This window comes from Paenibacillus naphthalenovorans (assembly GCF_900099895.1).
Classification (GTDB): domain Bacteria; phylum Bacillota; class Bacilli; order Paenibacillales; family NBRC-103111; genus Paenibacillus_G; species Paenibacillus_G naphthalenovorans.
Genome location: NZ_FNDY01000010.1, coordinates 26,412 through 46,004, shown reverse-complemented (window position 1 = coordinate 46,004; position 19,593 = coordinate 26,412). Strand labels below are relative to the sequence as shown.

Sequence of the window (19,593 nt, the reverse complement as noted above, 5' to 3'; positions counted from 1 at the left end):
AGCGTTTTATTATTAGAAGGATGGTGTTGGTTCGTATGGCTATCAAAATGATCGTGAAAGATCCGGATCCGGTGCTGCGGGAAAAAAGCAAGCCTGTTCCGAAAATTACGCCGAATATCCATAAGCTGCTGAAAGATATGGCCGATACCATGTATGACGCTGAAGGCGTTGGGCTGGCGGCACCGCAAATTGGAATTCTCAAGCGGGTCATTGTGATGGATGTCGGAGATGAGCACGGATTGATCGAACTGATCAACCCTGAGATCATCGAACGGGAAGGCGAGCAGTTCGGACCGGAAGGCTGCCTCAGCATTCCAGGCTTTACGGGCGACGTTAAACGCGCGCAGCGGGTGAAGGTGAAGGGCCTGAACCGGGATGGCGAGGAAATTGTCATTGAAGGGACGGATCTCCTGGCGCGCTGCATTCAGCATGAAGTCGACCATTTGAACGGTGTGCTTTATACCGATTTGGCTGAAAAAGTCTATAAGAACGAGCCGCAGGATCGTGGTGAGGCATGAGAGTGATTTTCATGGGTACGCCGGAGTTTGCCGTACCTTCTTTGCAAACCTTGCTTGAGTATGACGGTGTGGAGGTTGTGGCGGTGGTCACGCAGCCGGATCGTCCGGTCGGTCGCAAGCGCGTACTGACTCCCACCCCGGTCAAGGCGGAAGCGGAGAAGCACGGCATTCCCGTGCTTCAGCCGGAAAGGCTGCGCAGCCCTGAATCGGTCGATGCCCTTTCAGCGCTTCAGCCGGAATTGATCGTGACGGCCGCCTACGGACAAATTTTGCCGAAGTCGGTGCTGGATTTGCCGCGGCTCGGCTGTATCAACATTCATGCCTCGCTGCTTCCCAAATATCGCGGCGGGGCGCCGATTCATTATGCGGTCATGAACGGGGATCCCGTTACGGGCGTTACGATCATGTACATGGCGGAAGGGCTGGATACCGGGGACATGATCAGCCGGATCGAAGTGCCGATCGGAGATCAGGACACTACGGGAACGATGTTCGAAAAATTAAGCATAGCCGGCGCCAAGCTGTTGAAGGAGACGCTGCCGGATCTGCTCTCCGGGCGGGTTCGGGCGGTGCCGCAGAACGATGAAGAAGCGGTGTATTCTCCGAATATCAGCCGGGAGCAGGAGCGGATCGATTGGACCAAGCCGGCCTTGCAGATCTGGAATCTGGTGCGGGCGCTTCATCCGCGGCCGGGTGCGTTCACGCTGTGGAACGGCGATGTGCTCAAAATATGGACATGCGCCAAGCCGGACACCGCAGAATCCGTCCCGGGCAGTACGCTTCCGGGGACCGTACTGGAAGCGGGCGAGCGGGGAATTGCGGTAGCCACCGGACAAGGTGTGCTTCGCATCACGGAGCTGCAGCCCGCAGGTAAAAAAGCAATGGATGCGGCCGCTTTCGCACGCGGCGGGCAGCTGACCCCGGGCACGGTGCTGGGCATATAGGAAACGGGGGCTTAGAATCGAAGTGAGCGAACGAAACAACGACAATACCGGCACCGGCAAGCCGGGCTTGGCCAAAAGTAAAGCGCCGGCGCACCGGCCGTCAAAGCGCCAGCCGGGCAAAGGCGGGCCGCGTGGAGGGGTTAAGGGCTCGGCCCGCGAAGCGGCGCTTGATGTGCTTCTTCGCATCGAACGGGACCGCTCCTACAGCAACCTTCTGCTGAACCGGACATTGCAGCAATATCAACTGGACAGGCCGGATGCGGGGTTGGCCACGGAAATCGTTTATGGCACGATTCAGCGGCAGGGGACGATCGATTATTTCCTTGAAAAGTTCGTAAAAGGCGGACTCGCCAAGCTTCAGCCCTGGGTGAGAAGCCTGCTGCGGCTGAGCTTTTACCAGCTCTATTATTTGGACCGGATTCCGGAGCATGCGGTCGTGAACGAAGCGGTGCAATTGGCGAAGCGGAGAGGACATCAAGGCATCTCCGGCATGGTGAACGGCGTACTGCGTAATGTGCTCCGCCGCAAAGCTGAGCTAGTTCTTCCCGACGGGCTCCCTGACGACCAGCGGATTGCCTTGGCCACCTCGCATCCGGAATGGATGGTGCGCAGATGGATCCGGCAGTTCGGCAAGGAGGCCGCGGAGCGGATCTGCGAGGCGAACAATCGCCCCCCGCGCGTAAGCATCCGCGTGAACCGGCTTCGGCTCGCCCCGGCGGAGCTGGCCGAGCGGCTTCGTCAAGGAGGGCTCGAAGCGGAGCCCTCGGACGTGGCCCCCGCCGGCGTCGTTGTGCGCGGCGGCGGCAACATGGCCTTGACGCGGGAATACGCGGAAGGCCTGTTTACCATCCAGGACGAGAGCTCGATGCTCGTCGCGGAGTGGGTTGACCCGCAGCCGGGCGAGCGGGTGCTGGATTGCTGCGCCGCACCCGGCGGGAAGACGACGCATCTGGCGGAGAAAATGCAGGACCGCGGAGAAATCATTGCCTGCGACGTACATGAGCACAAGGAGCAGCTGATCCGCGAACAGGCGGAGAGGCTCGGGCTCAGGTCCATCCGCACGGTAAGGGCTGATGCGCGAAGACTTGCCGGGCAATTTCCGGCCGGAAGCTTCGACCGCATTCTGCTCGACGCCCCCTGCTCGGGCTTGGGCGTGATCCGCCGCAAGCCGGATATGAAGTGGAGCAGGCAGGAAAGCGAGCTGGAGAGCGTTTGCGAGGTTCAGCAGGAACTGCTGGAATCGATACATTCCTTGCTCAAGCCGGGCGGAGTGTTGGTGTACAGCACCTGTACGGTGGAAAAAGCGGAGAACGAGGACATGGTCCGTGCTTTCCTGGAGCGGCATCCGGAGTTTGAGCCGGACGCACCTCCGTCAGGGCAAACCGGCCGGCTTTCCTTTCCGGCCGGCCAGGCATTCGTGCAAATCATGCCGTATGACTTCGGATCGGACGGGTTTTTTATAGCCAGACTCCGCAAACGAGCATAAAAATGCAAAGTGTGGTAAACTAAATGTGGCTTTTTCGGGCAAATTTGCCCTTAAGGCTTTCACTATAGAATAAACGGGTTGTGATGGATATCGTGAATCTTGAGGAAACCAGGGCTCAGGAAATAAAGCCGTATGTATACGATTATACTCTTGAGGATTGGCAGGAGTGGGTCAAGACGATCGGCGAAGCAGGCTTCAGGGCCGGTCAAATCTTTGACTGGCTGTATGTGAAAAGAGTATCAAGCTTTGAAGAAATGACGAACCTTCCGAAGTCGCTGCGGGAAAAGCTCCGGCAGCAGTTTGATTTTGTCACGCTGACCGAGGTGGCCAATTATAAGTCGCAGGACGGGACCGTCAAATTTTTGTTTGAGCTTACCGACAAGAATGCGATTGAAACCGTGATAATGAAGCATAACTACGGAAACAGCGTATGTGTGACGACACAGGTTGGCTGCCGGATCGGCTGTACGTTTTGCGCTTCGACGCTGGGCGGCTTAAAGCGGAATTTATCCCCCGGTGAAATCATCGCACAGGTGGTCAAGGCGAAGCAGCTGCTTGATGCAACACAAGAGCGGGTCAGCAGCATTGTGATCATGGGGATCGGGGAACCGTTCGAAAACTACGATGCGATGATGAAGTTTCTTAAAGTCATGATTCATCCCAAAGGCCTGAATATCGGCCAGCGGCATATTACGGTATCCACAAGCGGAATTGTGCCCAATATTTACCGGTTTGCTGATGAAGATACGCAAATCAATCTTGCGATCTCTATTCATGCTCCCAATGATGCGCTTCGGTCCAAGCTGATGCCTGTGAACCGCCGTTATCCGTTTGCGGATTTGATAGAGGCGTGCAAGTATTACGTGGCCAAAACCGGCAGGCGCATTACGTTCGAATACGCGCTGATGGGCGGGGTCAATGACCGGCCCGAGCATGCGGAGGAGCTCGCTAAAGTACTGAAGACGTTCCCTATGGCACACGTCAATCTGATCCCGGTCAATTTTGTCTCGGAACGGAATTATGTGCGTACGCCGCGGAATGACATTTTTACATTCCAACGCATTCTGGAGAAAAACAAAATCAATGCCACAATTCGCCGGGAGCAGGGCAGCGACATTGCTGCGGCCTGCGGACAACTGCGTGCGAAGCATATGGAGTCGGGTGCGAGGTGAGACGAACGATGCTGAGATTGGCTTATCAATCCGATATTGGCCGTGTACGGTTGGTAAACGAGGACCGCGCAATTGTGCAAGAGGACTTGAACGGCTGGACTCTTGCCATTGTGGCAGACGGGATGGGCGGCCATCAAGCCGGGGATATCGCAAGCACGATGGCGGTTGAACTGATCCAGGAAGGGCTGCAGTCCGTGGACCCTAACATTTCGGGGGAAGAACGCCAGCGACAGCTGCGCACGGTGATTGAGATTGCCAATGAAAAGATTTTTGAATTCGCTTCTCAAAGGGAGAATTATCACGGGATGGGAACGACGGTTGTCACGGTCTTGGCCAAGGACGACCGCGCGGTTGTAGCACATATCGGCGACAGCCGGGCTTACCGGATTCGCGGAAATCACATCGAACAGCTCACCGAGGATCACTCGCTTGTCAACGAACTGGTCCGCAGCGGCCAAATCAGCCGGGAGGATGCATACCATCATCCGCGCCGCAACGTTCTGACCAGAGCGCTCGGTACGGAGCCGACCATTGAGGTCGATGTACAGGAAATTATGTGGCAGCAGGGCGATCTGCTCCTTCTGTGCAGCGACGGGTTGAGCAGCTTGGTCGAGAAGGATAGGCTGCTGCAAACCGTCACGGGGGAAGGGGAGCTGGAGAGCAAGGTTCAGCAGTTGATACAGGAAGCGCTGGATGCCGGCGGCGACGACAATATCACGGTGGTGTTGCTCGCCAACGTTGCGGATCCGGCAAGCGACAATGTTGGGGAAGCGGGGTGAGGACATCATGATCGGTAGGCAGTTGGGAGGACGTTACGAGATTCTGGGGCGCGTCGGCGGCGGCGGAATGGCCATTGTTTACAAAGGACTAGATATCTTATTGCATCGGCATGTCGCTGTAAAAATACTGCGTCAGCAGTATGTGCACGACGAAGAATTCATCCAGAGATTTCGCCGTGAAGCGCAGGCCGCGGCCTCATTATCACACCCCAACGTGGTCAGCATTTATGACGTAGGCCAAGAGGAAGACGTGCATTACATCGTCATGGAATACATCGAAGGCACGACGCTGAATGAGCTGATCAAAGAAAAAGCCCCCTTGCAGGTAGAGGAAGCCGTTCATATCGCGAGTCAGATTTGTGATGCGCTGGATCATGCGCACCATCATCAAATCATTCACCGCGACATCAAACCTCATAACATTCTGATCGGCAGGAACGGCCGTGTAAAAGTGACCGACTTCGGGATTGCCCGCGCCGTTACCTCCTCCACCATCACACAAACCGGCTCTGTTGTCGGTTCGGTGCATTATTTTTCACCCGAGCATGCCAAAGGCACACCGACAGGGGAGCAGTCCGATCTTTATTCCTTGGGCATCGTCATGTATCAAATGCTGACGGGGCGTCTGCCGTTTCTTGGAGAGAGTCCGATCAGTGTGGCGTTGAAGCACCTGCAGGAGGACGTAGAGGAGCCGCGCAAGGTGAATCCTCTCATTCCGCAAAGCGTGGAGAACATTATTTTACGGGCCATGCGCAAAAGCACTTCGGAACGTTACCGTTCGGCCAAGGATATGATGAATGATTTGGAATCATGCCTGCTTCCGCATCGCCGGGGAGAGCCTAAGGCGAGCTTCCTGGACGAGGATGAGCTGGATGAAGAGCGGACCTTGGTCATTCCGGCCCTGCGCCCCGGTCAATATGAAGCCGTCAGGGATGAAGAAGAGGCCGACGAGGAAGAGGAGCTTACGGTAAAGGAAAAAAAGAAGAAAAGCTGGGGAAAGCCGTTCGCTTGGTTTATCATCCTGACGGCGATGCTCGGCATCATGTGGTATTCGGTAGGCTATGTCAAGGAAATGATCGCGGTTCCCTCCGAGGTGGATGTGCCTGACGTCGTCAATATGACGCTGGATCAGGCGAAGCAGGAGCTTGCGAGCAGACAGCTTGAAGCGCTGGTGGAGTATCTGGAATCGTCGGATGTTCCAAAAGATGTGGTGATCAGGCAGAATCCCTCAGGCATGAAGGTCAGGCCCGGATACAAGGTTACACTGTATGTCAGTGAGGGGCCGGCCAAGCAAAAGATGCCGGAGGTCGTTAAATTGAAGCTGAGCGATGCCAAAGAGCGGCTTACGAAGTGGGGGATTAAACCGGAAAATATCTCTGTCGATCCGCAGTTTATGGACGAGGAGCCGGATACGGTGGTAACCCAGACTCCGGGGCCGGGTGAGGAATTTACCGATCCGTCGGCCGTGATGGTCAAGCTGATCGTAAGCAAAGGCCCGGAGACGTTCAAGATGCCGAATCTGATCGGAAAGACGGAAAACGAAGCGCGGAATATGGTCATGGTCAACAATTTGAAGCTGTCCAACGAAAACGTCAGCTATGAGGCGAGCTATAAGCAAACCAAAGGCCGGGTCATCGAGCAGTTTCCGTATCAACCGGGCGATGAGGTATCGCCGGGAGCGGAGATCAAGCTGATTGTCAGCTCCGGTTTTCCCGAGGAGGCCGGACCTATGTCGGTGCCTGTGACGATCAAGCCGACGAGCGAAGGAAAACCTTCCACGGTTAAAATCATATTAAACGACGCCCAATACGACAACTTTGAATACCAAACGCTGAACAACGTGGTCAAGACGGAAACGCTTGATGTTAAGCTGGTCGTTTCTCCCCAAAAGAACGCGGTCATCCAAGTGAAAGTGGACAACATTATTGCCGAGGTGATCTCCGTCACTTATCAGGATTATTTGGCGCAAAAGAACGGCGCCATACCGGGAACAGGCGCTGTGAAGGATGCCCCGGCGAGTGCGCCTGGATCGATGGGGACCGATAATGACGGTAACGGGGCGGCCGGAGGAAGCTCAAGTACAGGGGGACGACAATCATAATGCCAACGGGATTTATCGTTAAGGCGTTAAGCGGATATTATTATGTGCTGCCGGAAGATTCGCAAAGCGCGGAATCGATTCAATGCCGGGCGCGGGGGATCTTTAAGAAGCGGGGGATTTCTCCTCTCGTAGGAGACCGCGTGATCTACCAACTGACGGAGAACGGGGAGGGAACGGTGGATGAAATTTTGCCTCGCACCTCCGAGCTCGTTCGTCCGCCGATCGCTAACGTAGACCTCGTTGTTTTGGTATTCTCTGTCGATGAGCCCGCGCTCAACCTCCCTCTGCTGGACAAGTTTCTGGTGCACACGGAAAGCGCCGGGCTCGATGCGCTCATCTGCTTGACCAAGAATGACTTGCTTGCCGATTCCCGGGAACACGGCGGTCCATTGGAGCTGGAATCGGTGATCAAGCTGTACGAATCGATCGGATACACGATTTTGGTCACAAGCGCGAAGGAAGGAGTCGGCGTAGATAAGGTTATGGATCAGCTTTCCGGCCGGATCAGCGTGTTCGCCGGACAGTCCGGGGTAGGCAAGTCATCGCTGCTCAATGCCATGGTTCCCGGTCTGCAGCTGGAGACGAATCAAATCAGCATGAAGCTCGGCCGCGGGAAGCATACGACCCGGCATGTCGAGTTGATTCGCCTGCAAAACGGAGGGATTGTGGCGGATACGCCCGGTTTCAGTCAACTGGATTTTCTGCAGGTGGATGCCGAGGGGCTTGGCGGCTGCTTCCGCGAATTCGCGCCCTTTGCCGCAGAATGCCGTTTTCGCGGATGTCTTCATCTCCATGAGCCGGGCTGCAAGGTTCAGGAGGCCGCAGATGCCGGGCTTATCGCGGCTACGCGATACGAAAATTACTTGCAGTTCCTAGGGGAAATTCGGGATAAAAAAAGGAGGTACTGACATGCTGCGGATTGCTCCTTCCATTCTATCCGCTGACTTTTCTATGCTTGGCCAAGAGATTGCCGATGTGGAACGCGGAGGAGCGGATTGGATCCATGTGGATGTCATGGATGGGCATTTTGTTCCGAACATTACGCTTGGTCCGCTGGTAGTGGAAGCCATCCGTCCGAAGACGAGGCTGCCGCTCGACGTGCATCTGATGATCGAAGAACCGGACCGCTACATTCCTGCGTTCGCCAAGGCGGGTGCAGACCTGATCTCGGTACATACGGAAGCCTGCGTCCATCTTCACCGGACGCTTCATTTGATCAAGGAGCAGGGGGTCAAGGCCGGGGTCGTGTTGAATCCGGCTACCCCGCTTTCCGCCTTGGAGCACGTCATGGACGACAAGCTTGATCTGGTCCTTGTGATGACGGTCAATCCGGGGTTCGGCGGACAGCATTTCATCACCGGCATGCTGCCTAAGATTGCAAAGCTGCGGGAAATGCTCAATGACCGGGGGCTTCAAGACGTGGATATCGAGGTGGATGGCGGCATTAATGAGGAAACGGCTAAGCTTGCTGTCGAAGCCGGAGCTAATGTGCTGGTGGCCGGCAGTGCGGTGTTCAATCGGCCTGATCGTGCGGACGCGATTCGCGCGATTCGCGGGCAGGCCTGACGGGTAAGGGAGCTTAAAGCTGAAAATAGACCCTCGGTATGGGAATGGCTTTCGTATTTAATTGAGTTCTTATTTTATTTTATCTATTCGGTATTTCATGCGGTCTGTCTGTCTATCGTACAGCAGCCCGCATAAGCAAAAACAGCATATTTTGCCCGGGCGGGGCATAACATGGTTACAAAAGTAGGGCTTACTTTTGTAGCCTTTTTGTTTTATCGGAAAAATGGGTTGTCAGGCACGTTTTGGCGGAAGCAGTAATATACTGGTTTTGCGAGGCTGAGTTGCCGGGAGGAGGGTACTGAATGAAATTTTATACGATTAAGCTTCCGAAGTTTTTGGGTGGTTTTGTGAAGGCAGTACTTAATACTTTTAGTAAAAACTGAAGGTATGAGAGCTCGTACTTATGAGTTTGCTGTTTGCCGCGCACAGCAAACCAGGGATAAACGGCTGCGCCGTCCTTTTGGGGACGTAAGCGTTTGTCAGGGTGATTCAGAAACAAGTATAGAGCACGCCGGAGTCAATGCTCTGAAGCGCTAAAAAAGCACCTGCATCAGGTGCTTTTTGTCTGCTGGGCAGATTACACGCGAGTAACTTTTCCGGATTTCAACGCCTTTGTGCTTACCCAAACGCGCTTAGGCTTGCCGTCGACCAGAATGCGGACTTTTTGAACGTTGACGCCCCAAGTGCGTCGGGTTTTGTTGTTCGCATGGGATACATGGTTGCCGGTACCCGGTCCTTTACCAGTAATAAAACATTTACGGGACATAGTTACACCTCCTTAAAGCATGTACGCTTCAAAAACATACTTGAATATCATATCACAGCCGAATAAATGCCGTCAACGAATGCGTGCGGTTTTTCTTCCGCTATGGATAAGGAGGTTTGTTTATTTCTTGTGATGATTATAGTACAATGTAACATAGTCCATCCGAATCTGGATTAAAGGAGCTGTTAGAGAGATGGCTGTCGAACTTAACACACAATATGGCAAAATATACGTAACCGATGAAGTGATTGCTGTGCTCGCAGGCTCAGCTGCTTTGGATTGCTATGGACTCGTGGGAATGGCTTCGCGCAATCAATTAAAAGACGGAATCGCAGAACTGCTGCGTCGGGATAATTTGAGCCGGGGTGTGGAGGTTCATCGTGATGAGCAGGGCGTGCTGACCATTGATTTATATATCGTCGTCAGCTACGGCACGAAAATTTCGGTCGTAGCCCACAATGTTCAGACCAAAGTGAAATACATGCTGAACGAAGTGGCAGGACTGCAAGTGGACTATGTTAATATTTTTGTTCAAGGCGTGCGGATCGCGCAATAAGACTGACAGACAGCAGTTGTCGCCGATATAATGAGACGCCGACAGGGTGATAGCGGGGAAGGAGATTGGTCTTTTTGAGTAAGCGCTTAATTCAAATTAACGGACAAGACTTTATCCGGATGGTGGAGGCCGGGGCCAATGCATTGAAATCGAACGTAGACCGGGTCAATGCATTAAACGTTTTTCCGGTGCCGGATGGTGACACGGGAACGAATATGAACCTGACGCTGACGTCCGGTGTGGAGGAACTGCGCCGCAGGCCTTCGGATCATATCGGCAAAGCGGGTGAAGCATTGGCCAAAGGGCTGCTGATGGGTGCGCGCGGTAATTCAGGCGTCATCTTATCGCAGTTGTTCCGCGGCTTTGCGAAGGCGGTGTCGGATTTGGAATCGGTCAATGCTAAGCAGTTTGCCGCGGCGTTCCAAAGCGGTGTTGACATGGCTTATAAAGCGGTGGTCAAACCGGTGGAAGGAACGATACTGACCGTAGCCAAGGAATCGGCCAAGCAAGCCGTGAAAACAGCGGAGCGGCAGTCGGATATCCATATCGTCATGGAGGAGCTGCTTAAGAAATCGCGGGAAGCACTCGCGAAGACGCAGGACATGCTCCCCGTGCTGAAGCAGGTCGGTGTAGTCGATTCCGGCGCCCAAGGCCTTGTTCTCATCTATGAGGGGTTCATGTCCGCATTGGTGTCCGAGATAACGGAAGAGCCCGCGGATATGCCCTATACCGCTTTCGGGGCTGTTCAGCCGCTGGATGAGGTGTTGGAACAGAATGCCCTTACCATCTCCAAACCGCTCGAACATGTGCATGGGGAACTGCACAGCGCTCAGGCGAAGCTGGCGACCGAGGATATCGAATTTGGATACTGTACGGAATTCATGGTGAGGTTGAACGCTGACAAGGTTGCAAGCCGGACCTTCGACGAGCATCGTTTCCGCGAAGAGTTGTCCGCGTTCGGCGACTCTCTGCTCGTTGTGGCCGACGACGATCTCGTGAAGGTGCACATTCATGCGGAATATCCGGGCAGCGTTATGAATCTGGCGCAAAACTACGGAGACCTAAGCCGCATCAAGATTGAGAATATGCGTGACCAGCATACGCATATTTTAATGGAGGAAGCCGGGCAGCGGAACGCAGCGCAATCGGGGATGGCCGTACATTTGTCTGCGGATTCTGAAGATGCCGCTGCCCGGAAGGAAGCCGTACAAGAGCTTAAACGCTACGGATTTGTGGCGGTTTCTGCAGGAGAAGGCATTTCCGGCATCTTTACGAGTCTCGGGGTCGATCGGGTACTGCACGGCGGACAAACGATGAATCCGAGTACGGAGGACATCGTGCGTGCGGTAGCCGGGGTCGATGCCCAGACGGTTTTTGTTCTGCCAAACAACTCCAACATTATTCTCGCAGCGCAGCAAGCGGTAGAACTCGTGGAAGACAAGCAGGTGATCGTGATCCCGAGCAAATCCATTCCTCAAGGGATCGCAGCCGTCATCGCCTTCCAGGAGAATGCGGCTCCGGAGGAGAATGCCGAGGAGATGCAGCAGGCGCTGCAGCATGTACAGGCGGGACAAGTGACCTATGCCGTTCGCGATACACAGATGGATGGGATGGACATCAAGCAAGGGGATTACATCGGCATACACAATGGCCGTATTGTCTCCTCCGAGCCGGATATCTTGGCCTCCTGCCGGAAGCTGATCGACAGTCTTGTCGGAGGCGGTGCCGAAATCGTCACGCTGTATGCGGGGGCGGAAGCCCGGCCGGAACAGACGGAGCAGCTGGCAGATTATATCGAACAAACGTATGCGGATGTGGAAGTGGAAGTCCACGAGGGCGGCCAGCCTCTCTACTACTACATCATTTCTGCGGAATAAAAAAGGTTTAGATAAGGAAGGGGGCAGCTTTTTTGAGTCAAGTTCGAATTGTAACGGACAGTACGGCAGACATACCGGCCGACCTTCGGGAGAAGCTTGGCATCGCTATGGTGCCGTTAAAGGTGTTGTTCGGTCAAGAAGTGCTTCGGGATGCTGTAGATATCGGACCGGAGCAGTTTTATGGCAGGTTGACCGAGTCCAACGATATGCCGACCACCTCCCAGCCGTCTCCTGTGGAATTTCAACAGCTGTATCAAAAGCTGGCGGAGGAGAGCGGCGGTCCGATTATTTCGATTCATTTGTCATCCAGGATGAGCGGGACTTACCAGTCTGCGGTACTGGCCAAATCCATGGTCGAAGGCGATGCGGATATTGAAGTGGTGGACAGCCGTTCAGCTTCTTACGGTATTGGAATGCTTGTCGTAGCAGCTGCCGAGGCGGCGAGGCAGGGAAAGAGCAAGGAAGAAATATTAGAGCTGATTGCAAAGATGCGTCAAACGCAGCGGCTGTATTTCCTGGTCGACACGCTGGAATATTTGCAGAGGGGCGGCCGTATCGGCAAAGCGGCGGCGTTATTCGGATCGCTGCTGAACATTAAGCCCATTTTGTCTATTAACGCGGAAGGGGAAGTGTATTCCGTAGATAAAATACGCGGGCAGAAAAAGGCTATGAACCGGATCGTCGAGCTGCTTCAGCAGGACTTGGGCGGCCAGCCGATTCACTTGATCCTCGCGTATACGACCGGACGGGATACGGCGGAAGAGCTGAAGTCGCTCATTGCGCAGCATTTTACTATAGAGAGCGTGCATTACACACACATTGGCCCCGTGATCGGCACCCATGTCGGGCCTGGAACCGTAGCGGCATTTGCGCTCCCTGTCTGATATGACCATTGATTTATATTCGCTTCCGGTCACGAAGGTGTCCGGCGTCAAAGGCAAGAAGCCTGAGGAGTTGCTCGCGCTTGGGATTACGAGCGTCGGGGAGCTCCTCGATTATTATCCTTTCCGCTACGAGGATTACACGCTTCGGGATTTGACGCAGGTGAAGGATGGCGACAAAATTACGGTGCAGGCAAAGATAGCAGGGGTTCCTCAGGTCCAAATGTATGGCCGGATGAAATCCCGTATGAGCTGTAAAATCGTGGTCGACGGATTGTTCATTACGGCCGTTTGGTTTAACCGGCATTATTTGAAGGACAAGCTGAGCGCGGGCAGCGAAATAATATTGACAGGCAAATGGGATCAAAAAAGGATGAGCCTGACGGTAACGGAAGCGGAATTTCCGGGTCGGGGGACTTCGCAGATCGGCACGCTGCAGCCTGTTTATTCGGTGGGCGGATCGATCACGCAGAAGTGGTTCCGGCAAACGATGAAACAAGCGCTGCTGCAATTCGGTGAGATGATTCCGGAGGTGCTTCCTGCCGAGCTGCTTCGCAAATACGATCTTCTTCCGAGGAAGCAGGCTGTTTCCCTGCTGCATTTGCCCGGATCGATGGAGCAGGGCCAGCGGGCCAGACGCCGCATGGTGTATGAAGAGCTGTTCTTGTTTCAGCTTAAGATGCAGGCTTACCGCGCGCTTCATCATCAACGGGCCGACGGGGTTGCGCATCCTGTCGATTTGCCGGGGGTGCGCAGCTTTGTACGCAGCCTGCCGTTTGCATTGACGGAATCGCAAAAAAACGTGTTGGCTGAAATTCTTCATGACCTGCAGCAAAACTATGCGATGAACCGGCTGCTGCAGGGAGATGTCGGGGCCGGTAAAACCGTGGTGGCGGCGGCCTCCTTGTTTGCCGTTGTAAAAGCAGGCTATCAGGGGGCGCTTATGGCTCCGACGGAAATTTTGGCGGAACAGCACAAACGATCGCTTGATCGCTTGTTCGAACCCTACGGCATTCAAACCGCCCTGCTCACCGGTAGCCTGACGGGCAAGCAGCGTCGTGAGGTGCTTGCCTCCTTGCAAATGGGGCTCACCGATATCATAGTCGGTACCCATGCGCTCATTCAGGAGGACGTGTTCTTCCGGAACCTGGGGCTTGTGGTGACGGATGAACAGCACCGCTTCGGCGTTCAGCAGCGGAGTATTTTGCGCCGCAAGGGTTTAAATCCCGATGTGCTGACGATGACGGCGACCCCGATTCCGCGGACGTTGGCCATCACCGCTTTCGGGGATATGGATGTATCTACGCTCAGGGAGCTGCCGAAGGGGCGTAAGCCGGTCAAGACGTACGCGGTAGGACACAACATGCTGGAGCGGGTGCTCGGTTTCATTCGCCGCGAGGTGGCTGCCGGCAGGCAGGCCTATGTCATTTGCCCGTTGATTGAAGAATCCGAGAAGCTCGACGTGCAAAACGCCATCGATGTGCATGCCCAGCTGCAGTACGCTTTTCCCGAATACAAAGTCGGTTTGCTTCACGGCCGGATGACGCCCGGCGAGAAGGATGAGGTCATGCGCGAATTCAGCGCCGGGCGGGTGCAGGTACTTGTATCCACGACCGTTATTGAGGTTGGCGTCGATGTGCCGAATGCCACTCTGATGGTGGTATACGATGCCGACCGGTTCGGGCTGTCACAGCTTCATCAGCTTCGGGGCCGTGTCGGGCGCGGCGAGCACCAATCCTATTGTGTGCTCATCGCCGATCCGAAGAATGAGGTCGGAAAAGAGCGGATGAAGGTGATGACTCAGACAAACGACGGGTTTGAAATCGCACGGCGGGATTTGGAGCTGCGCGGTCCCGGTGATTTCTTCGGCACCAAACAAAGCGGCGTTCCAGATTTCCGGGTCGCGGATATGGTGATTGACTTTGAAATCATGGAGCAGGCGCGTGATGACGCTGCCGAGATGGTGCGACGACCCGACTTTTGGACCGGGGCCGGTTATGCGTCGCTTCGTGAATATTTGCAGCGCGAGCGCATTTTCGATAATGACCTGATGGACTGATATTCCTCATAAAAAAGCATCCCGGCAGAGCATAAACCTGCCGGGATGCTTTTTTCACGGATAAAGGCTAGCCCTTGCCCTTCCATGGAAGAGAAAGCCACTTTTTTCTTCGTCTATGCCGCTTGGACCTAGGAATAAAAGTACTGGTATTGGGTTCAACAGATGTGAATGATTCCCTAAGGTTTTTGGAATTATGGGATAGCAATAAAGAAAGCTCTTCCTTTGTAACTCCTCCGTTGTCCATTTCTATCCGCCCTTATTCGATAATATTCGACAAGTTCTATATTACCGTATTTGCTTGGAGATGAAAACCTGTTTAAATGGTTAGCCGACTGTCATCGATGTCCTGGTATTAAAATATGCGGCCTTCCAAGGTGTTCAGGGTCACAGCTGCGGCGGGGTGGAACAATAAATAGGTACACATGGCCAAGCCCTTCGTCATAGACTTACTGTGTGTGGTATAGAAGTCCACTCTACTTACGTGAAAGCGGAGGTGCAGCTCAATGAGCTATACAAAGTTCGGTTTTGATCCCGCGCAGGTGGAGCGGATCAAGCTGAAAATGAAAAACCCGGAAACCAAAGAACGTGTCAAAATGATTTTGAAGGGCGTAAACAAGTACGATTTGCAGGACCGGGTGAAGGTGCGCCGCTTTGTCGCGACGTTGACCAAGGTGCTCGGCGAGAAGGTAACGGAGCAGCAGACGGAGCATCTGGTCAATTTTGTGATCTCCCAAAAAATCGATCCGAATAATACGTTTCACTTGATTAAGCTGTGGAGCATGTTCCGCTGAAGCGGAACGTGTTTTTTTTTGCAAGGTTCAAGTGAAGGATGCATTGTCAAGCGGCGCAGCAAAAGTTATAATTTTGAATAGATTGCTAGTTTTTGTCATAGGGGGAGAGAGAATGTCACACTCGGAAAAGCCGGAGCAAGGCAGTAGAGGGTTGACGCGCCGTCAGCTGTTGGCCACGGTCGGTTCGGCCACGGCGATGATGCTGGCATCAGGAGCAGGTACGGGCTGGGGTACGGCGTCGGCTGCTGCACTGCCTGGCGCTGTCCAGCAGGAGTCGCCGATTTGGCATAATGTGAAGGATTACGGGGCAGGCAATCTCGGACGAACCAATGTGGACGATGCACCCGCCATCCAATCCGCCATGAATGCGGCTGTGAGGACAGGGGGCATCGTTTATTTTCCTCCGGGTACCTATTATTTGAATTCGAGCCTTGTGCTTTACTCTAATGTTAAGCTGCTTGGAGCATCCAGCCAGAGGTCGGTGCTCAAGTCGCTTCAGTCTCATTTGATCCTGATGGTTGGCAACGGTGTGAAGCATGCCGAAGTGGAAAGTCTTGGATTCGAGGGGACCGGAAATCTGTATCAGGAAGTATTCGCAGATCCGGAACGGGCGGTTCACCTCAAGGATTGCGAGCATGTTCGGATACGGGATTGCTCGTTCTCCAAGATTACAAACGGCATACGGATCACGGATTGCCGGCATGTTGCAGTGAGCGGCTGCTTGTTCAATTCCTTGCTTTCAGCGGGTAATGATAATGAGGGATACGGTATCGTGGCCGAATCCGGAGAAGGGCTTCGGATTACGGATAACCGGTTTGTGCAGCTGCCCAGACCCTGCATCTATTTGTCGGCAGGATGCTCCTATTCGACCGTATCCGGCAATACGGCGGAGAAATGCAAAGACGCCTTTGTGGTCGTGTCCTCGAAGATCAAGCCCTGCTCGCATAACCGGATTGAAGGAAACACGGCTTCCGGCGCCGGATTGGCCAAGGACGAGACGAGCTGTTCTCGCGGCATCCTGCTGCGCAGCTACAGCACGGACAATCTGATTCAGCACAATGTCATTTCCCGGGCGGCGTTTACGGGCATTATGCTTGAAGGAGAAGGAACGGCGGAGCTGGAGCGTCCGGCGGGCAATCTCATTTCCGGCAATAAGGTCGACGGCGCGCCGGAAGGCATTGCCCTGCTGAACAGCGATGGCAATGCCGTGACAGGCAACGACGTCCGGCGTGTGAAAACCGGCATCCTGCTGAATACCAAGGGCGAAGGGAGCGGGGCCCGGTGCCGCAGCAACCTGGTATCAGGCAATACGCTGTTTAGCTGCTCCTCGGCAGCCATCCGGCTCGGCAGCGCCCGCTGTGAAAGCAATACGGTATACGGCAATTCCGGTACAGGGAATGGCGAAGCCCTTGCGGATCAAGGGACGGATACGGCAAAAAGCGGCTTCTGACGGATACCGTCCGATGCCGGATTAGTGCAGTGATGCCGGCTGTTATATGCCTTCCCGCGCCCGGATCCCCTTCTTTTATGGAAGCGCAAGAAAATATGAAGCGAGGGAATTTCTCCTGCTGCGTAAGAGAGAGTCTGCTCACAGCAGTTCGGCGCCGATCAAGTCGGCTAGCCTTACCCATGTGGAGCCTTCACTGCAGCGTACCTTGATCCGCTGCAGATGCAGATCGGCCTGCAGAATCGTACAGTCGATCGACTTGCGCTCCCCGTTATCATACAGTGTAAGGCGCAGCGCCGCGTCTTCATGGAGCGCGATGCCGAGCGTCTGTCCAAGCTCCTCCAAGCGCTGCTCGTCGAGCGTCGGCTTCTCTTGTCTGCCGAGCTCGCGGCGGTGCCGGAGCAATTGCTCCTTATGCTCGGGCAGCATCATGCGTGAGGACTCCCATAGGATGTTTTTGCCGGGTGTCAATTTGTTGTCTTTCATTTATAATGTCCTCCGATTTTCAATGATCTCTCCACGGCTTGGCCGGCCGCAGTCAGCGAAGAAGCCCGTACAATGGCCGAGCTCCCGTACCGATCCTTTATCAAGTCAGTTGCTTTCTCTAAAGACCTGATTTTTTCTTGATCCTCGAATAAAGTAAGCTGATAATTTTGATCATTCGTCAACTGGCTTAAGGTGACGCCGAGGCGGCGTACTGGCATATGGTCCCAAAAGCGATAAAAAAGCTTCTTCACGGCTTTGAATACCGTATTCGTATGATTCGTAGGGTCCGGCATCTTCATCTGGCGGGAAAATCCGGTCGGTGCTTCGTAGGGGCTGCACATGCAGCTCACCGTCACTACGGAACCCATATATCCTTTACGCCGGCAGTCGCGGCAGACCTCCTCCGTGAGCTCGAGAAGGATCGTGTCCACCTCGGTCGTTTTCGTGTAGTCTCTGGGTAAAGTCATCATGTGTCCGATGGACTTGGGCGGAGTATCAAAGGTTTTGGGAGTAACCACACTTTCATCCAGGCCGTTCGCCGTCCGCCACATCACCTCGGCATGGATATCCGACTGCTTGCCGAAATAGGCACGGAATCGAGCTTTGAGGCGCGGAAGCGGCGTTCTCGCGATATCGCCTATGGTATGCATGCCAAAGCGGGTAAAATGAGCCGTCATACGGGAGCCGACTCCGAACATCTTATTTACGGGCTGAGGCCACAGTAAATCTTCCACTTGTGAAGCGGGTAGGGTAAACACGCCGCTCTCATTCTTTTTGGCCCATATATCGGTTGCGATTTTAGCCAGTATTTTGTTGGAACTGATTCCGATCCTCACCCATACCCCGGTTTGCCTCAGGACCTTCTGTTGAATCGACCGGGCAATCGTTACAGGATCCCCGAAAATGGACAAGCTTGCCGAAACGTCCAGAAATTGCTCGTCGATGCTGAATACTTCAACAAGATCGGTATACTCTTCATAGATTTGTGTAATCATCAGCGAAACATCGATATAATGCTGCATGCGGGGACGTACCACAACCAGATCCGGGCACTTGTTCAATGCTTCGCCAAGCCGTTCGGCGGTGGTTACTCCATAGCTTTTGGCTATAGGACAAGCGGCCAGAATGATTCCGGACCGGCGTGCGGGATCTCCCGCCACAGCAACGGGTTTATTTTTGTATTCCGGGTGATCCGCTTTTTCTACGCTGGCATAAAACGACTGACAGTCCGCCAGCATGATGGTGCGCGCGCTCTTGTTAGAAGTTGAAACGGAAGTCAGCATATGATGTTCACCCTCACTTACAGAACGTATGTTCTTAACATACACAGGATAGCGAACAAATATTCGTATTTCAATAGGAGAGCCTCAGGTAATTTTTTCCGAGACCCGATATTGGGGGAGAAGGCTGGACATAAGCGGCGCCTATGGAAGATAATGGTTAGAAGAGATAAACGTCCCGGATAGGCTTGGGCGTTCGTTTGTTTCCGTTTATGAACTTCTGCGTGCCGTTATTTGGCCTGAGGGTCTATGGTTGGATGGGTCATAACCTGTGAGGAGGATGAGAAACGATGAGCAGTGTTCGAAATCTGCTTCATGCCGTTGAGAGCATGGAAATGATCGATTTAACCCATGTGCTGGAGGAGGATATGCCGGTTTATCCGACGCACTCGCGCTATTTTCATACCAAGTGGGATTCGTTCGAGACAGGAAGTCCGGCGCTTGTGTGCCAACTGCTCATCAATGAACATTGCGGTACGCATGTAGATGCTACGGGACACTTCTTGAAGGAAGGGGAGCCTGCACACCGGTATATGGCGGAAACACCCCTGGAGCATTGTATGGGAAGGGCGTTGACCCTCGATTTCTCCAGCTATGAAGCTTCGGATCTGGTGTCCAGGCAAGAGGTGCTCTCGTGGGAAAGGGAACATTTTTCCATTGAAGAAGGGGATATCGTATTATTCCGGTTTGGCTGGGACCGGTATTGGACGCCGCGATCCGCCGGCCGAACCTACACGGCCAGTTGGCCCGGTCTGAGCGAGGAAGCTGCCGCCTATCTGGCATCCAAAAAATAAAGGCTGTGGGATGCGATACGCTGGCCGTTGACAGTTCGCATTCAGACGGCTATCCGGCACATTATCAGCTTCTCGGGAATGGCATTACCA

At 54.1% G+C, this 19,593-nt stretch carries 19 protein-coding genes; 16 read left to right on the top strand and 3 right to left on the bottom strand.

The window, feature by feature from the left end:
- Positions 1-35 precede the first annotated feature (35 nt).
- From def to spoVM, 9 genes are all read left to right on the top strand, one after another.
- The gene (gene def / locus BLT35_RS12100; RefSeq protein WP_062407874.1) at positions 36-518 is read left to right on the top strand and encodes a peptide deformylase; all 483 of its coding nucleotides are present in this window, start codon (positions 36-38) and stop codon (positions 516-518) included.
- Positions 515-1,462 carry a methionyl-tRNA formyltransferase gene (gene fmt, locus BLT35_RS12095; protein ID WP_074728153.1) on the top strand — a complete coding sequence of 316 codons (948 nt, stop codon included), beginning with the start codon at positions 515-517 and terminating at the stop codon, positions 1,460-1,462. The genes def and fmt overlap by 4 nt, the downstream gene beginning before the upstream one ends.
- 22 nt (positions 1,463-1,484) lie before the next feature.
- Complete coding sequence (gene rsmB, locus BLT35_RS12090) at positions 1,485-2,948, top strand: 16S rRNA (cytosine(967)-C(5))-methyltransferase RsmB (protein ID WP_082660697.1); 1,464 nt, start codon at positions 1,485-1,487, stop codon at positions 2,946-2,948.
- Positions 2,949-3,031: 83 nt separating this feature from the next.
- Positions 3,032-4,120 carry a dual-specificity RNA methyltransferase RlmN gene (rlmN, locus tag BLT35_RS12085; protein ID WP_074728151.1) on the top strand — a complete coding sequence of 363 codons (1,089 nt, stop codon included), beginning with the start codon at positions 3,032-3,034 and terminating at the stop codon, positions 4,118-4,120.
- Positions 4,121-4,128: 8 nt separating this feature from the next.
- Positions 4,129-4,899, top strand: a complete 771-nt coding sequence (locus BLT35_RS12080; protein WP_062407878.1) for a Stp1/IreP family PP2C-type Ser/Thr phosphatase — start codon at positions 4,129-4,131, stop codon at positions 4,897-4,899.
- Positions 4,900-4,906: 7 nt separating this feature from the next.
- The gene (pknB, locus tag BLT35_RS12075; protein WP_082660699.1) at positions 4,907-7,000 is read left to right on the top strand and encodes a Stk1 family PASTA domain-containing Ser/Thr kinase; all 2,094 of its coding nucleotides are present in this window, start codon (positions 4,907-4,909) and stop codon (positions 6,998-7,000) included.
- Positions 7,000-7,908: a ribosome small subunit-dependent GTPase A gene (rsgA, locus tag BLT35_RS12070; protein ID WP_074728148.1), complete on the top strand. Its 909-nt coding sequence runs from the start codon at positions 7,000-7,002 to the stop codon at positions 7,906-7,908. The genes pknB and rsgA overlap by 1 nt, the downstream gene beginning before the upstream one ends.
- Before the next feature lies 1 nt (position 7,909).
- On the top strand, positions 7,910-8,566 hold the full coding sequence (gene rpe, locus BLT35_RS12065) for a ribulose-phosphate 3-epimerase (RefSeq protein ID WP_054818940.1): 657 nt from the start codon (positions 7,910-7,912) through the stop codon (positions 8,564-8,566).
- A gap of 302 nt (positions 8,567-8,868) precedes the next feature.
- On the top strand, positions 8,869-8,949 hold the full coding sequence (spoVM, locus tag BLT35_RS12060) for a stage V sporulation protein SpoVM (RefSeq protein ID WP_014652194.1): 81 nt from the start codon (positions 8,869-8,871) through the stop codon (positions 8,947-8,949).
- A 194-nt stretch (positions 8,950-9,143) separates the two neighbouring features.
- On the opposite strand, the gene rpmB is transcribed toward spoVM, so the two are convergent.
- The gene (gene rpmB, locus BLT35_RS12055; RefSeq protein ID WP_054818941.1) at positions 9,144-9,332 is read right to left on the bottom strand and encodes a 50S ribosomal protein L28; all 189 of its coding nucleotides are present in this window, start codon (positions 9,330-9,332) and stop codon (positions 9,144-9,146) included.
- A gap of 193 nt (positions 9,333-9,525) precedes the next feature.
- Between rpmB and BLT35_RS12050 the strand changes: the two genes are divergently transcribed.
- The 6 genes from BLT35_RS12050 to BLT35_RS12025 all read left to right on the top strand — a co-directional run bounded on the left by BLT35_RS12050 (position 9,526) and on the right by BLT35_RS12025 (position 16,946).
- Complete coding sequence (locus tag BLT35_RS12050) at positions 9,526-9,888, top strand: Asp23/Gls24 family envelope stress response protein (RefSeq protein WP_054818942.1); 363 nt, start codon at positions 9,526-9,528, stop codon at positions 9,886-9,888.
- A gap of 74 nt (positions 9,889-9,962) precedes the next feature.
- Positions 9,963-11,765 carry a DAK2 domain-containing protein gene (locus BLT35_RS12045; protein WP_062407882.1) on the top strand — a complete coding sequence of 601 codons (1,803 nt, stop codon included), beginning with the start codon at positions 9,963-9,965 and terminating at the stop codon, positions 11,763-11,765.
- Between the two features lie 32 nt (positions 11,766-11,797).
- Positions 11,798-12,649, top strand: a complete 852-nt coding sequence (locus BLT35_RS12040; RefSeq protein ID WP_054818943.1) for a DegV family protein — start codon at positions 11,798-11,800, stop codon at positions 12,647-12,649.
- A gap of 1 nt (position 12,650) precedes the next feature.
- Entirely contained in the window at positions 12,651-14,705 is a 2,055-nt protein-coding gene (recG, locus tag BLT35_RS12035; protein WP_074728146.1) for an ATP-dependent DNA helicase RecG, read from the top strand.
- A 503-nt stretch (positions 14,706-15,208) separates the two neighbouring features.
- Positions 15,209-15,496: a stage VI sporulation protein F gene (locus BLT35_RS12030; RefSeq protein ID WP_054818944.1), complete on the top strand. Its 288-nt coding sequence runs from the start codon at positions 15,209-15,211 to the stop codon at positions 15,494-15,496.
- Between the two features lie 112 nt (positions 15,497-15,608).
- Positions 15,609-16,946 (top strand): right-handed parallel beta-helix repeat-containing protein, encoded by a 1,338-nt coding sequence (locus BLT35_RS12025; RefSeq protein ID WP_062407886.1) that lies wholly within the window; start codon positions 15,609-15,611, stop codon positions 16,944-16,946.
- A 138-nt stretch (positions 16,947-17,084) separates the two neighbouring features.
- Here the strand turns inward: BLT35_RS12025 and BLT35_RS12020 are convergent, their stop codons facing one another.
- Positions 17,085-17,429, bottom strand: a complete 345-nt coding sequence (locus tag BLT35_RS12020; RefSeq protein WP_062407888.1) for a YolD-like family protein — start codon at positions 17,427-17,429, stop codon at positions 17,085-17,087.
- Positions 17,426-18,712: a DNA polymerase IV gene (locus tag BLT35_RS12015; RefSeq protein WP_062407890.1), complete on the bottom strand. Its 1,287-nt coding sequence runs from the start codon at positions 18,710-18,712 to the stop codon at positions 17,426-17,428. The genes BLT35_RS12020 and BLT35_RS12015 overlap by 4 nt, the downstream gene beginning before the upstream one ends.
- A gap of 287 nt (positions 18,713-18,999) precedes the next feature.
- Here BLT35_RS12015 and BLT35_RS12005 point away from each other — a divergent pair, with 287 nt between their 5' ends.
- Entirely contained in the window at positions 19,000-19,503 is a 504-nt protein-coding gene (locus BLT35_RS12005) for a cyclase family protein (RefSeq protein WP_083351281.1), read from the top strand.
- The last annotated feature ends 90 nt before the right edge of the window (positions 19,504-19,593 follow it).